17 protein-coding genes and 1 pseudogene are annotated in these 13,509 nt (G+C 60.2%); 12 read left to right on the top strand and 6 right to left on the bottom strand.

All coding sequences use genetic code 11. The annotated features are described in order from the left end of the window. Nucleotides 1–304 (top strand): integrase core domain-containing protein (locus HNE04_RS27470; RefSeq protein ID WP_172226985.1); only part of this gene is annotated, 304 nt, incomplete at its 5' end. 208 nt (nt 305–512) lie between these two features. Here the strand turns inward: HNE04_RS27470 and HNE04_RS27465 are convergent. Beyond that, complete coding sequence (locus tag HNE04_RS27465) at nt 513–1,403, bottom strand: YheV family putative zinc ribbon protein (protein WP_172226982.1); 891 nt, start codon at nt 1,401–1,403, stop codon at nt 513–515. A gap of 153 nt (nt 1,404–1,556) precedes the next feature. Continuing rightward, the gene (locus HNE04_RS27460; RefSeq protein ID WP_172226979.1) at nt 1,557–2,192 is read right to left on the bottom strand and encodes a hypothetical protein; all 636 of its coding nucleotides are present in this window, start codon (nt 2,190–2,192) and stop codon (nt 1,557–1,559) included. Nucleotides 2,193–2,659: 467 nt separating this feature from the next. Between HNE04_RS27460 and HNE04_RS27455 the strand changes: the two genes are divergently transcribed. Further along, entirely contained in the window at nt 2,660–3,208 is a 549-nt protein-coding gene (locus HNE04_RS27455; protein WP_207717749.1) for a recombinase family protein, read from the top strand. Between the two features lie 208 nt (nt 3,209–3,416). Here the strand turns inward: HNE04_RS27455 and HNE04_RS27450 are convergent, their stop codons facing one another. Together HNE04_RS27450 and HNE04_RS27445 are read right to left on the bottom strand one after the other, a co-directional pair. After that, nucleotides 3,417–3,644, bottom strand: a complete 228-nt coding sequence (locus tag HNE04_RS27450) for a dodecin family protein (RefSeq protein WP_172226976.1) — start codon at nt 3,642–3,644, stop codon at nt 3,417–3,419. A 529-nt stretch (nt 3,645–4,173) separates the two neighbouring features. After that, the gene (locus tag HNE04_RS27445; protein ID WP_172226973.1) at nt 4,174–4,344 is read right to left on the bottom strand and encodes a hypothetical protein; all 171 of its coding nucleotides are present in this window, start codon (nt 4,342–4,344) and stop codon (nt 4,174–4,176) included. Nucleotides 4,345–5,607: 1,263 nt separating this feature from the next. Between HNE04_RS27445 and HNE04_RS27440 the strand changes: the two genes are divergently transcribed. The 5 genes from HNE04_RS27440 to HNE04_RS27420 all read left to right on the top strand — a co-directional run bounded on the left by HNE04_RS27440 (nt 5,608) and on the right by HNE04_RS27420 (nt 8,911). Beyond that, nucleotides 5,608–6,918 (top strand): AAA family ATPase, encoded by a 1,311-nt coding sequence (locus HNE04_RS27440; protein WP_172226970.1) that lies wholly within the window; start codon nt 5,608–5,610, stop codon nt 6,916–6,918. A gap of 49 nt (nt 6,919–6,967) precedes the next feature. Continuing rightward, nucleotides 6,968–7,435 carry a hypothetical protein gene (locus tag HNE04_RS27435; protein WP_172226967.1) on the top strand — a complete coding sequence of 156 codons (468 nt, stop codon included), beginning with the start codon at nt 6,968–6,970 and terminating at the stop codon, nt 7,433–7,435. Next, the gene (locus HNE04_RS27430) at nt 7,435–8,229 is read left to right on the top strand and encodes a metallophosphoesterase family protein (RefSeq protein WP_207717748.1); all 795 of its coding nucleotides are present in this window, start codon (nt 7,435–7,437) and stop codon (nt 8,227–8,229) included. Before HNE04_RS27435 ends, HNE04_RS27430 begins: the two co-directional genes overlap by 1 nt. Then, entirely contained in the window at nt 8,223–8,393 is a 171-nt protein-coding gene (locus HNE04_RS27425; RefSeq protein ID WP_172226964.1) for a hypothetical protein, read from the top strand. The genes HNE04_RS27430 and HNE04_RS27425 overlap by 7 nt, the downstream gene beginning before the upstream one ends. 161 nt (nt 8,394–8,554) lie before the next feature. Continuing rightward, entirely contained in the window at nt 8,555–8,911 is a 357-nt protein-coding gene (locus tag HNE04_RS27420; RefSeq protein WP_172226962.1) for an antitoxin Xre/MbcA/ParS toxin-binding domain-containing protein, read from the top strand. A 1-nt stretch (nt 8,912) separates the two neighbouring features. On the opposite strand, the gene HNE04_RS27415 is transcribed toward HNE04_RS27420, so the two are convergent. Continuing rightward, the gene (locus tag HNE04_RS27415) at nt 8,913–9,092 is read right to left on the bottom strand and encodes a hypothetical protein (protein ID WP_172226959.1); all 180 of its coding nucleotides are present in this window, start codon (nt 9,090–9,092) and stop codon (nt 8,913–8,915) included. A gap of 356 nt (nt 9,093–9,448) precedes the next feature. On the opposite strand from HNE04_RS27415, the gene HNE04_RS27410 reads away from it, so the two are divergent. The 4 genes and pseudogenes from HNE04_RS27410 to HNE04_RS28640 all read left to right on the top strand — a co-directional run bounded on the left by HNE04_RS27410 (nt 9,449) and on the right by HNE04_RS28640 (nt 12,218). Next, on the top strand, nt 9,449–9,688 hold the full coding sequence (locus HNE04_RS27410) for a hypothetical protein (RefSeq protein ID WP_172226956.1): 240 nt from the start codon (nt 9,449–9,451) through the stop codon (nt 9,686–9,688). Between the two features lie 377 nt (nt 9,689–10,065). Continuing rightward, nucleotides 10,066–10,626 carry a hypothetical protein gene (locus tag HNE04_RS27405; protein WP_328700424.1) on the top strand — a complete coding sequence of 187 codons (561 nt, stop codon included), beginning with the start codon at nt 10,066–10,068 and terminating at the stop codon, nt 10,624–10,626. After that, nucleotides 10,529–11,685: pseudogene (locus tag HNE04_RS28480) on the top strand (cobaltochelatase CobT-related protein). Before HNE04_RS27405 ends, HNE04_RS28480 begins: the two are co-directional and overlap by 98 nt. A gap of 407 nt (nt 11,686–12,092) precedes the next feature. Continuing rightward, a complete protein-coding gene (locus HNE04_RS28640; RefSeq protein WP_407926626.1) occupies nt 12,093–12,218 on the top strand; it encodes a hypothetical protein in 126 nt (41 codons plus the stop codon). Nucleotides 12,219–12,224: 6 nt separating this feature from the next. On the opposite strand, the gene HNE04_RS27390 is transcribed toward HNE04_RS28640, so the two are convergent. Beyond that, the gene (locus tag HNE04_RS27390) at nt 12,225–13,190 is read right to left on the bottom strand and encodes a PDR/VanB family oxidoreductase (protein WP_172226948.1); all 966 of its coding nucleotides are present in this window, start codon (nt 13,188–13,190) and stop codon (nt 12,225–12,227) included. Between the two features lie 95 nt (nt 13,191–13,285). Between HNE04_RS27390 and tnpA the strand changes: the two genes are divergently transcribed. Then, the coding region (gene tnpA / locus HNE04_RS27385) for an IS66-like element accessory protein TnpA (protein ID WP_172221903.1) at nt 13,286–13,509 on the top strand (224 nt) is incomplete at its 3' end.

The following is a 13,509-nucleotide window of genomic DNA, read 5'->3' as shown; positions in this document are numbered from 1 at the left end:
CTTGACGGACAACGGCAGCGCCTACCGCTCCAGGCTGTTTGCCAAGACCTGCCAGGCCCTGGGCATCAAGCACACCTTCACCAGGCCGTATAGACCGCAGACCAACGGCAAGGCCGAACGGTTCATCCAGACCTGCCTTCGTGAATGGGCCTACGGGCGCACCTGGAGCAACAGCGCTGAACGCACTGGCTGGTTGCCCGCGTTCCTGGCCTACTACAACGCCCGCAGGCCCCACTCGGCCCTGGGCTATAAGCCTCCAGCTTCCCGTCTCGGCGGGAACAACCTATTGCAACTCAACAGCTAGCTCTCTCGCGAGGCTTACGCGAGGGACTGACGTCGCACGCGTCGAACCGCACTCCCTTGGCTAACCCCGCCGCTAAACCGTACCCAGGGCTCGCCTAGAGCAGCGCCGAAGCGCCACGGGTTCGAGTGAGGCAGCCTTACTCGGCGACCAACATCCACGGCGCAAAGCTGAGTGCAATACAAAAATGTAGTTGGCAGGTCAATCAAACTCAGTCAACTCCAAATTTCTTCAGTATTGTCGCCTTGGAATCGGCAAGCTGTGCCTCAAGCAGAACTTGGCTAAGAAAGGGTTGAGACTCGGTCACTGCAAATCCGCACTTTGTGCACTCCATCTGAACTGGGTAGACCTCCATTTGGTCCATAACCCCTGCGTCAAGTTTGGCTACAACGCAATCAACGGCATGGCAGACCGGGCAATCGAAGATCCAGGCCGCATCACCTGAGTTTTCAAGGTGCTCCCGCGTTACGCGGGCTCCCTCGTACTGTAGTCTTTGCCCCTCGGCATCTTCAAGCGCGTTGACCTCCCAACCTCCTGAAAAATTTTGCTTGGAGCACCAACCAATTAGATGGGCAACGCTGTGCAGGCAATACGACATATCGAGATTTGGCCTCTTTGCCAGCGCGAGAACACGCTGGGCAATACCGAAGTGCTCGGCACACTCCATCCACAAACCGTCCAGCAGGTCAAACTGGTGGAATTCTCGATAGCAGAGAGCAAGAAATGGCAATCCCACTTCTAGGTAGAGGCTTGTTGACTCACTATTGTCTGAGGGGCTGAATCCACGATGGACTATTCGATTCCTGGTTTCGCGGAAGTCTCTGAGCTTGTCGTCCCCAAACTCAATTATTGCTTGGGAGGATTTCTTCGCTTTTCTGACTAGTTCTTGGAACCCGTCCTTCTCTTTCGCCCCGATGTTTGCTGCCTGCAAGGTGCTCTCAATTGCGGACGCACAAACCTCCAACGCGTGTGGATAACGACGAGCGGCAATCAGAAAAAAAGTAGTTTCCAATGATTGGAGTGAACTTGCAACGTAGTCACTGGTTGCCCAGCCTTGGGGCCTGTGTCGGAAGAAAAGTAGTGTCGGCTCTTCGAGGATCATTCATAAACCTTCCAAGCAAGCGCTAGGTGTAACCGCCCAGGGCGGCGGCACAACGAAGCACGTTCCAACAACTCCGGCGTTGAGCGCGCAATTGCCCAGTTGCCTGGTCATTTCTGGCTCTAGCCGCAGGACGGCCAACCGGCCCGGCTCGGGTCACCTTTCCTTTTTTGGTTGCGAGAGCTCCCACTGCAGCGAGGTGGGCGCTAGGAACTCCAGAATCCTATTGCCGGATTGGTACATCGTGAACTGGATGAGGATGCGCTTGGCCTTCACGGCACGAGCGATGAAAACCCGCGGGTTACTAAAAAAGAATGCCTGCGAGCTACCGTCGTCAGGATTGCCCGCAATGAACCGTACTGGCTGCTCGTCGTCGAAGCGCACTGTGACCGTGCATCCACCTACTTGGGTAGAGCAAGGAATCTGCCCTTGTGAGACTTGAACGAACACGTCCGGGCTCTCGCCTACTCTCTGGCGCACGGTAAGAAACCCGTACGTCTCCCCTGTGTACGGTGGATTGAGCTTCAGCACCGTGAGGCTCGCCACGCCGGCTTGCCGGATTGGCTTGCCCGTCATTTGGTCCACGTCAGTCCAATAGCCCCATTCTCCAATGCCAAGGTTGCAGTAACCAGTGGCGGGCGTTAGCAACAAAACGGCAGAAAAGAAAAGTCCGAGGAGCCTTTTACCAGCGGTATGCATGCGAGTGCCAGTGCTGTGAACCGCCGCTACAGTCACCGCGGTGTGACCGCGTGCCTCTGCGACCTGCGCCCAGACAGACAGCAGGAATCGCAAGCGCTGAAGCGAGTTTTCACGGCTCCCTCCCCTCTGTCGGGCCCTTCCGGCTCTGCACATCGACGGTGAGGCATGGGCAGCTGGCTTGGTAGCTCCGGGAGATACAGCAGTGGGAAACATGCTCGATCCTTGCCAACGCTACTCGCTTCGTCGAGGGAGAGTTGCCCCGAACTGCATAGGACGTTTGTCCCTTCCTCGGCGCAAAAAAGCCGCGAAGCGGCAAACGAACCTTATCAGCGGACGCCGCAGCTGTTCAGCCGGTGTGGATGGCCGTGCTGTTGGGTTGATGACCTGGAAAGTGGGGTAAAAGCGCGTTCGCCGCAAGAACGGTCCCGTTCCAGCTGCGCCGATGGGGGTATACCGAAAAGCTCCTCCGTTTTTGCCGTCGGGTTCGCTCTTAGACATTCCCTATTTCATGGCATACGCAAACCAGTTGATTTCGGTATGGCGCCGTGACCGCATGCGGCATGAGCAAGACCAGCAGCGCGAAGCGGGTGGCGCTATACGCCCGCGTATCAATAGACCGTCAATCGACCTCCAACCAGCTACTCGAGTTGAAAGAAACTGCCGAGCGGCTGGAGTGGGCCGTAGTTGCCGAGTTCGTGGATCGCGGCATCAGCGGTGCCAAGGGGCGCAAAGACCGCCCGCAGCTCGACGCCTTGCTACGCGGGGTAGCCCGGCGGGACTTCGGTCTGGTCGCGTGCTGGTCCGTGGATCGGCTCGGGCGGTCGCTCGTGGATCTGGTCGCGCTGCTCCAGGATCTGCATTCAACTGGTGTGGACCTGTACTTGTATCAACAGGGCATCAACACGACGACGCCGGCGGGCAAGGCCCTCTTTCAAATGATGGGCGTGTTCGCCGAGTTCGAGCGCGAGATGATCCGCGACGTGTCCGTGCGGGCATGGCAAGGGCCAAGTCCAAGGGCACCAAGTCCGGCAAGGCCATCGGACGTCCGTCCGTGTCAGAACCGAGAAGCGCATTCTGGAGCTCCGCGGACAAGGACTTGGCAAAGTTAAGATTGCCCAGCAAGCTGGCTGCGGCGTATCGGTGGTACAGAGAGTTTTGTCAGCGGTGGTCTAGCTGCGCATCTGGCCACATGCCGCGCCGTACCCCAGCGAGCATGGCGGCGTGCGCGGGGCAATCGCCTCGATGGGATCCAGGCGAAGCTACTGCGCAAGACAATCCGCCTTGCAAGATGCCACTTGCGGCCAGGCGCAAAGATACTCAGCCGTCGTACTTGAATGACAAGGACACCCGCGCCCGGTAGGCGACTACCTTGCCATCGTCAACCGTTAGGTCAAGCTTGGAAATCTCGGCGACCCGCAAGTCGCGCAAAGAAGACGCCGCTGTCTCTACGGCGTTCTTTGCAGCGTCCTCCCACGACACGGCACTCGTGCCAATGATCTCGGTGACACGGTAGACGCTGGGGTCGCCGGTTGCGTTCTTGGCCATGGGTTGCTCCTTTGCAGCGTTAAGCCAACTTACCTCGAATCCAATTGGCAGGTGCGTGCCAAGCTTCTTTGGCATGCGGTAAATCCACTTTAGCACCGGTCCTTGCACGATCCGCAACAGCCAAGCAACGAAGCGTGACATCGGAGCACACGCGGACCATGACGGACTCTTCGGGTGATCGAGACTCGACGATGACCCGCACAGGCAGGCTGTGGCGTCTCGGTGGTGCAGAGGGTGCTGTCAGCAATGGCCTAGCAAGCGCGACGCTGACAATCGCCTGCGGTCAGTTGTCCGCTGCAATTGGCGCGGCCTGAACCGAGCAGTACACTTTGACCGAATAGCTCTTCCGCATATGAATCGCGAAATGTTTTCTCGTAGGTATCGCCTCGGCGACTGGCCGAATGTCGATGTACCTCTCGTTTCCGCGCGGGAGCCTATGTGATCTGGGACGCCAACAATTTGATCTACTGCGGGATGTCGGGGCGCGGTTTTGAAACAAGGGACGCGGACAAGCGACGCTGCGGACTTTTTACTCGATTGGCCAGCCATGCGTCAGGTCGTTTGAGTGGCGACCAGTTCTGGCGTGGGCCTGCTGCGCGGCTTTGTGCGCACTCATCACGCCTTGCTTGACCGCATTGCCCAGCCCGGCCTTCGCGGCGACCTTCGCGTCCCGTATCGTGCGCTCGGAGGTTCGAGCCATGCGGGCCATGTCCTTGTCTCGAATTGCGGAAACGGTTTCCGGTTTGCCGCCTAGTCGCCCCTCTTTTTTTTGGGACCTGAACGCAAGTTCAAATCAGCAGAGGACGAGCTCCGCCAGTGCGTACCGATGCCCCAGGTGTTCGACCTCCTGCGAGATGGGTGCCGGATGAAGCGGAGCGACTATGAGTCTGCACGTTCAGACTACCGGAGCAAGCTCGAAGACCTGAAGAGCGGCCTTGATGATGTGGATTCCAAGGTACGCAGTGCCGGCAGTTCGTGCGGCTTCGACTTCTCACGAGTTGTCGGCCCGCCCCGTGTCGTTCCCCAAGGCGTCCAAAAACCGGACGTGTGTGCCGTGTATCTCCGGTACAAGGAGCGCCTGCCGGCTCAATCCCTCATCGACATGTGTTCGAAACAGATGCCCGCTGACCAGTGCAGGAAGTGTCTGGAGTAGGAAGGCCCGTGCGAGCAGGCTGCTGTTGTGCCGCTGTTCTCAGTAATCGGCTAACGCCTCACGCTGGCCATCTAGCACGAGGTTCAATTGGCGCAGCACCTGCCGGGTGCCGCCCTTCCACCCGTTGCGGCTAACCCTGGCCTTGCCCCGGGGCTCTTCGGGCCGGGTGGATTGCTCCCACGGCTTCCAACTCCTGATTGCCTCCCGCTGCCGCTGCCGCTGTCGCTGTTCCTGCGTCCAAGACCGTGCCGGCCATGCTGTATTCCGTTCAGCAAGCATGTCCATTCCATTGAAGCGCAGGTCCCCGTACGTGCTCACCTTTCAGCGGTGGTCCCTGTGCAGCCTCACCTCGGAGGGACGCAGTGGGGCATTCTGACGGAGTCCGCTCAAAAAAACGAGCTGCACCGTTAGTAAGAAGTCTTGCGCGCCGTCAACTTCGCCTTTATGCTGAAGCCTCGTACCCACCTCGCATCCAAAACAACCGACATCCAAGTATGCTCGCCGCAGCGCTCCATCGCAAATGCCGCTACCCGTGCAGCACCGCGCCGGCACATGTTGCAGCGCGCCTGATGTTCAAGCGCGCGATCCCGACGACATCCGTCAAGCGCTCGGTGTTGGCCATGAGCATGCGGTTTAGCTACGACGCGACTACATCGGGCAGTCGTTTGAATCGCACGATGACTGCCCGCCTCGAATGTCTACCGAACCCTTGCCGTAGTCGCCAGGAGCCGGGCGCAACAATTTGCCGCAGCACATGAGCTGACGCCAAGAAGCGCCCCGGGCTCCTGACCCCAAATTCAGGAGCCCGAAATGAAAAACAATCACCTCAAGCATCAAACCGTAGACCCGGCGAGCGATCTCGCCCACGGCTTCAAGGCTCTCGAGCGCCTCAGCGTCCTAGATGGCCAGGATCGCAGCGTCGAATTACTAGTGCCTCATCACCTGGCTGAAGCCCTGTTCGCCGAAGAGCTCGCGAAGTACGAACGTGATAGGCAAGAAGCCCAGAAAGCCGCAAAGTTGGAGCTCGACCGTCGCGAAAAGACCTTCGCCAAGGCACCTGAGGAGCCCGGCAAAACAAATGCACCTGTAATCCAGGGGGACCGGGCATCCAACCAAAAAGCCATTTGGGCCGCTCACTCCGCAACGCCTCATGGGTCGCGACGCGATCAAAAATACCCGGTATTCCAACCTGATGAGGGCTTAGCTTTGCATCAGCGGATGGGCCGCTACAACAAGGAGGACCGCGAGCGCTATCAGCTCATCTACGACCAGATGCTCGACAGCGGTCAACTGCGACTGATCGCGCGGCCGTCGAGCGCAGCTTTGCGAGAGCTCGCACTGTCTCAACCCCATATGGCGGCCGTAGTGGAGTTTGTGCGGGATCAGATCGTTCTGGCGCAGCGCGCCCGCAAGCCGCTGCGCCTTCCCCCTGTCCTCCTGGTCGGTGAGCCGGGCATCGGCAAGACCCACTTCGCGCAAGGACTTGCCAAAGCCTTGTCCGCGCCATTGAGCATCCAGCGCCTTGACAGCGACCTCACGGGAGCACTGTTTCTCGGCTCGGACCGCAAGTGGGGAAACACCCAACATGGGCTGCTGTTCGAATTGTTAGTACTGGGAAAAGCAGCCAATCCGGTAGTCGTGCTCGACGAGATCGACAAGATCAATCGCACTACGCATAAGGTCCAGTCCAGCCTGTACTCGCTCCTGGAGCCAGTGTCGGCCAGACAGCTGCGCGACATCTCGCTGGAATTCGAGTTCGACGCCAGCTTGGTGACGTGGATCGCAACGGCCAATGATGCGACCCGGTTGGACGACCCTCTTCGCAGCCGATTCAAGGAATTCCATATCCAAGTGCCGAACGCTCAGCAGTGCCTGGTGCTGGCCCGCGAAGTGATCAGAGCCACGATCCGCGACACGGGCGTGCGCGGCTTTAGCGTCGAGACCAGCAGGCTTGAGCGGTATGTGGCCCACCTGCCAGCGCGGCATATCCAGCAGCTGACGCGGGAGGCGATGGCCCGCGCCCTCAGGTCCGGTCGTACGAGCCTCCAGCGGCAGGATCTGCCGCCCGCGCTGCTGGACTCTCACCCGTCACGTGCTGGCGCCAATGGCTATCTGCACTGATCGAAAGAAAGCTATGAATCCGAGACAAGTCAAAGCCAGGTTCCCCTACATGTTCGCCGGCGAGAACATCGGCCTTTCGTTCTGTCGCGGCTGGTTTCCGCTATTCACCCAACTGTGCGAGGAGATTGATGCGCTGCTGGGTCCGGACAAACGCGGCTTCCATTGGGTGCAGCTCAAGGAAAAGTTCGGCTCGGCCCGCTTCAATTGGGAGATGAACGGGCACAGGCCCGCTCCAATGATCAATCTCATCAGTGGGACCCAAGTGACCATGGTGGTCAGGCGCTCAAGCGGTAGCAGTCCAGCGGAGGCAGACGGTTCGCAGCCTTCGATTCCCCGACGCATTGATAACCTCGTACAACAGGCCACCCTCGCCACGCGCTCCCTCTGTATCGTCTGTGGCAAGCCGGGCATTCCGAACCAGGAGGAGCCCTGGATCCTGGTGCTGTGCGATGAGCACGCGATACAGCATCGCCAGGGCGAACTGGAATCTGCTTGGTTCGACAAGGAGGAGCAGTGATGACGAAGCAAGGTGACATGATCAGCAATGACGTGACCAGTCGAATCGCCGAATTCGACAGTCAGCACGAAGCCGCCTTGCGCCGGATCTGGTTCCTGGGAGACGTGCACGGGCAGTTCAAATACCTGGCGCGCGCGCTTGTTGTCGCCAGCGCACCTCCGGCATGGCTTGTGTTCCTGGGGGATGTAGACATTGACCACAAGCCATTGCGCGAGCTTCTGGATCCCATGTATCGGGACTACCCGCAGCTGCGGGTCGCCTTCATCCACGGCAACCACGATGCCGATACCTACGAGCACTGGAAGATGCTTCACGACGCTGGCAACGCCATCGCCCTGCACGGCCGGGTAGTGGAGCTAAATGGTGTGCGAGTGGCAGGCCTTGGCGGGGTCTTTCTGGGTCAGGTCTGGATGCCGCCGGGCGAAGCAATCGTCGCCAACAAGGCGGAGGCGATAGCGCGCGGGACGTTCCAGTGGCGCGGCGGGCAACGGCCGGCGCCAAAGTACCTGGGCGCTATTTATCAGGACGAGTTCGAGGCTCTGGCAACGCAGGAGGCCGACATCCTCGTGACACACGAGGCGCCCAGCTGCCATCCCCACGGCAACCCGGCCATCGACGAGCTGGCTCGGTGCCTGAAGGTGACGCGGTCCTTTCATGGCCATCACCACGACGACCTCAGCGACGAGTACGCCAAGGTTCGGGTCGCCTTGGGTTTTGACGCGCGGGCGGTCGACTATTGCGGCATCAAGAACGGCCTGGGCCAGGTGGTTCTGCGAGGCGAGGCGGGATGGTGAAGTTGCTGGCGCTGTCGGATCTGCATCTCGAGTTCGTGACCTTCAAGCCGGATGGTGAGGTCGCGGCTGCTGCTGCTGCTGCTGCTGCCGCTGATGTAGTGGCCGAAGCCGTGGACGTCGGCAGGGTGCGATTTCGGGGCTGCAGTGTGCGGACGGATTTTTAGCCATTTGGGCATGAGCAGAAGGTTAAAGCGATGCACGAGGCCTAGTACCGCATGAACGACTCCGCCAGTATTAAAGTTAAGAAGAAGCAAGAGAACCGTTGCGTGCCCGCACGGCTAACGCCTGGACTCACGGAATGACACGTTCAACGCCTCGAGACCCAATGCGCGCGCGTCAAGCTCCAGCACTGACCTGCGCGCTGATGGAATCTGCGGTCTCCTTGGGACTGGGCAGGCGGCAACTGGCCAAGGCTATCGGAGTCAGCGAATCAACGATCGGCCGTTTTGCACGTGGAGAGCGCTACGTGCGACAAGGAAGCGAGCAATGGGACCATTCCTTGATGCTCGTGAGCGTATACCAAGCCCTCTTCTCCTTGGTGGGCGGGAATGAATCGCGAATGCGTGACTGGATGACCAGCTACAACCGGGCTTTCCACAAGACGCCGGCGGAATCCATTCTCACAGCTGGCGGTCTCGCGCGCACGCTCAGCTATCTACGCGGAATGTCATCTCTTCTCTAGGCTAACGACCGCGCAGCTTGAAGGCGCCGATGGGCTGCGCCAGTTCCAGCTTCAGTAGCAATTCGCGACCGACGCGCCGCTGCAGGAAGGGCGAGTTGATGAGATGTGTGTGGACGGCTGTGCCCGCAATGGGCTGCCGGGCGGCCAGGATGTCGGCCGGGGTGATCGACGCGTCAGCCATTGCGGAACATCGTTCCCCGGCCCGAAGCGCAGACCGCGCGAGGGCCAGCGTGGCAATCGCCGTGTCCTGCACGCCGGTTTCCGTTACCGCAGCCGGCCGCGGTGGCTCCGCTCGGATATCGCGGCGTGGTTCGGCTGCGTAAGGACGGACCCAAAAGAGTCGGGAGGCCGCGGAAGCCGGCCGAGTGATGAGCCGCTACGTAGTCGGCTATGGAGCCGGCAGGCGTGACTGGGATGTTTGTCCTACCCAAAGAGAGCGAACTGCCCCTTATGGGCGAGCCCTAGTTTGCTTCTACTGTCACCATGAGCAATCAGGCTTTGGCAAACGATCAGTTGTGGGCGCAGCCACGGTAGCTAATGAAAGTCGCTCTGACCGTCATAGCCAGCGTCTTCTTTTTCGCGGTAGCGGCAATCGGCTGCGACAGAAGTCAGTCAGCCATGTCCGACGGCGACCGCCGCAAGTGCGCCGACGCCATTCTTGATGCCATACGGAAGACCTCCAGCCGCGATGCAGCGCAAGCCTATGTGCGCTCCGACCCCTATTCGCGCTCAGTGTGCAAGGAGTTTGAAATGAACGGGGTCCCCGTCATTCCATGAAGTGCGTCCGCTTCATACGAATACCTTGCTCTCCGCGGTTGTGCAGACTTCTAACCTCAAGAAAGGGCGCTTAAATCATGCAGCAAGACCCCGAAGATCTTCCCGTCGCCTATATCTGCCCGCAGTGCGGCGAGCACTTTACGACTAGTCTCGTCCAGGCGAATCAAGACCCGAACCCCATTTGCCCGAATTGCGGGCTCAAGCTCGGTAGGCCTCCAGATGAGCCCGGCGGCCCAACAGAGCCTGAGCATTTCGTCGACTAGCGCGCGGAGTCTGGCTAGAGAGGAGTTGCCGAAAGGAAGGCCTCTACCGCCGTCTCGCAGCTCAGGAATCACTGCTATTAGGCTAACTCCTGTTAGCAGAATAGCGCATATCCGATGCGCAATGGCAAGCTCTGCGGAGCAAGCAGCTGGACCCTGTCATGGATCCTTCAGCGGCTGCCCACTTGCATCCGTCCGCAGAGCTCGATGACCTTCGATCGTTCCGACGCGCTGCGGACGGGCTGGCACTGCGGGAAGAGGCGCACGCGCCTCCGAGCCGGTCGGCGGCGCGTTTTCTCGTTGCTGGAGCAAGACCGCCTCGAGTCGCTCGTCGGCGACGACTTTGCGGGCGTCCAGCACAACCTCCGACATCGGCACGAGACTTGGGTCGATGTATTCACGAAGGAGGGAATCCTCGCCACCGAACAGGGCAACATCGTTTTTGCCGTCGCACTCAGTTGCCGCTCGTACGTCACCGGCATCCAGATCGACGACGTCCAACAGAATCAGATCGAATCGGTGCGGATTTCGCTGGCACCGTATGTCGGCGCAGAGATGGCTGCATTGCGATCCCTGCGACATGACCAGGGGGGCCTATGGAGAGACGGCGGCGTTGATCGCGACGCGTGTCGCCTCCATCTTGCTAAGGTTCGAAGCAGAAACAGCGAAGACCGATGACGAGCACGCCGGCACGAGCAAGCGCGGGATGGCGTTTTGGTTGAATGTCGAGTCGGACGTGGACCAAGAATTCCCCGTCGCGAGCCTCGGCCAGAGCTGGCTGCTCGTGGACGGCGGCGATGCCTACAGGGTGTTCACACGCGCACACGACACGGAGGTAGAGTCGACCTCGCTCGCGCGCGAACCGGTCCTGGCGAGCTTCCGGGAAGAACTGGACCAGCTGGTTCTGAAATCGCGGATCAGCATCGGCCGACTCGCCAAGCATTTGCAGGCGCTTTTTGCTAAAGCTACCAACGACGGTTGGCACACGGCTCAGGAGGAAGGCCGCATCTACGGCCGCTTGCTGCCACAACATATTGCGTCACCGACTGAGCGGCGGCTCTTCAAGCTGGTGAGGCAGGAGCGGGTGACAGACTGCGCCGTGACGTTGCTGCTGGATTGCTCTGGCTCCATGAAGGAGCATTCACGCCGGCTCGGGGTCTTAATCGACGTCCTGGCGCGCGCGCTCGAGCAGGCTGGTGTGGCCACCGAGGTCCTCGGGTTCCCACGGGCTCATGGAATGGTGGCCGACCTCGTCGCGAATGGGAACGATCCGGCAGCCCGCCGCACCCGGGGCGACTCAACGAGGTAATGCACGTGGTTTTCAAGGCCGCCGAGTCGTCTTGGCGACGCTTCCGCAAAGCCATCGCGGCGCTGCTAAGAAACGAGGTCTATCGACAAGGGATCGATGGCGAAGCGGTGGCTTGGGCATGCACTCGGCAGCAATGCGATGCGCGGCGGCGCATCCTCGTCGTGGTCTCCGACGGCTCACCCATGGACGGTGCCACGTCCCTTGCGAATGACGACCACTACCTGGACCATCATCTCCAGGCGATTGTGGCCGCTCAGTCCGCCGCCGGTGACATCGATCCGCGGGCTGGGAGTTGGGCTCGATCTCAGCCCGTATTACAGCCGCAGCGTTATCCTCGACCTGTCCCAAAGCCTAGGGTTGAAAACGCTCATCGAGGTGTGCGACCTCATGGTCAGTCTGCGGCAGAGCGCCGCGCATTGATCCCCTAACGGCAGTTTCGCCGCAGCGGCGCTAGCATTTGCCTTGACGGGCGTCCGATTGATGCGACGTGGGCAGACAGGCAGCCAAGTCAACACTCCAACCTTCCCGCCGAAAACGGGATCCGAAACTTGTGCGTTCCATCGACGGCTGTTCTAGCATCTCGAAGCCCTCCCCGAAGCCTCCACCGGTGCCGAGGCGGGATGCTCGGCTGGTAAACCACGTCTCCAACAGACGACAAATCGGCAGCTCCGCTCGGTGTGCTCTATGCGCCAGGCGCGCCGCGCACGCAAGGCTGCGCGTGCGGCCAACCGAGCTCACTACCTTCTATTCGTACCTGCTGCGCAATCTGGCGCTCAGGCGAGCCAATCAAGTGTGGGCGATAGACATCACATACATCCCGATGGTCCACTGATTCGTGTACCTAGCTGCGGAGATGCACGTCGCCACCCGCGTGCTGGCCCACCGCGTGGCGATCACGCCTGAAGCGGTCCACGCCAAAGAGGTCACCGAGCAAGCTCTGGCGAAGTACGGCACGCCCTAGCTCTACTTAGAGGTCGAGTACCAAAAGAGGCGATTTGGACCGAGAGCAACATGGCGTGAACTGGTCGTTGGCCGCCCGCTCGTCCGGGGTCAAATACACGTCTTTGTGCTCAGGAACCCCTTCTAGTATTCGCGTAAGGCACGTGCCACAGACGCCCTGCTCGCATGAGGTTGCCACTTCAACACCGACGGCAGCCAATGCCTGCACCACGGTTTGGCCCTTCGCGACCCTAACTACTTTGCCCGAGCTCGCCAATTTGACGTCGAAGCTCTCGCCGTCATCGGACTTCGCAACCTCAGTACCGAAGAACTCGTAGTGCTGTCGAGTCGCGGGCCAACCTAACGAGCGCGCCGTTCCGAGAATCCAGTCCATGAAGCCCTTGGGGCCACAAACATAAACATGAGTGTCGGCCCGCACCGCCGCGAGTAGTGCACCGGCATCTAGCTTCTGCTCCTCTGCGCCATCATCAAAGTGACAATGAACTGAAGACGCGAATGACGATGCCGCGATCCGACCGCGGAACGCCGCTCGATCGGGCGAACGCGCACAGTAGTGCATCTCAAAAGACGCACCGGTCGCCGACAAGCGTTCCGCCATGCAAAGAATCGGAGTAACACCGATTCCACCGGCCAGAAGCACGCTATGAGGGGCCTCGTGAGCAAGTGCAAAGTGATTCTTCGGCGCGCTTATGCACAACTCGTCGCCTTCCTTGACTTGCTCGTGCATCGCTCGCGAACCGCCTCGGGAGGCGGGATCTCGAAGCACTCCAATGACATAGCGGTGCCCCTCGCGCGGGTCGTTGCACAGCGAGTATTGACGCGTCAGTCCATTGAAAAGATGAACGTCAATGTGTGACCCGGCCGAAAATGCTGGCATTGGCCCATCGTCAACCTGAACCAGCTCAAAGGTCGAGATGTCGAGCGTTTCCTTGGTCTTACGCGCCACACGCACACGGACGTTCGAAGATTGCATGTATGGGAGGTCTCATAGATGCGTAAGCGTCCGGCGAACCCATCCTTGCCGACTTAGCCCGCTGCGGCGAGCATCGTGTCCACGAGAGGATTGGAATGGACACGAGCGAACCCACCAAGCGCACCCGAGTGCGCGCGTATGCCCCGGAGTTCAAGGCGAAAGTGCTGGCCGAATGCAGCCAGCCCGGCGCCTCGATAGCCAAGGTGGCGCTGGCCCATGGCCTTAATGCCAACATGATTCACACGTGGCGCCGAGACGCGCGCGGGGCTGTCGCCCCGGCGCTGGCGGGCGCCGGCGAGTTCGTGCCTTTGCAGCTCGC

Origin of the sequence: Caenimonas soli, assembly GCF_013155545.1 — a bacterium.
In the GTDB taxonomy this organism is placed as follows: Bacteria; Pseudomonadota; Gammaproteobacteria; order Burkholderiales; family Burkholderiaceae_C; genus Ramlibacter; species Ramlibacter soli.
This window is presented reverse-complemented; position numbering and strand designations above follow the sequence as displayed.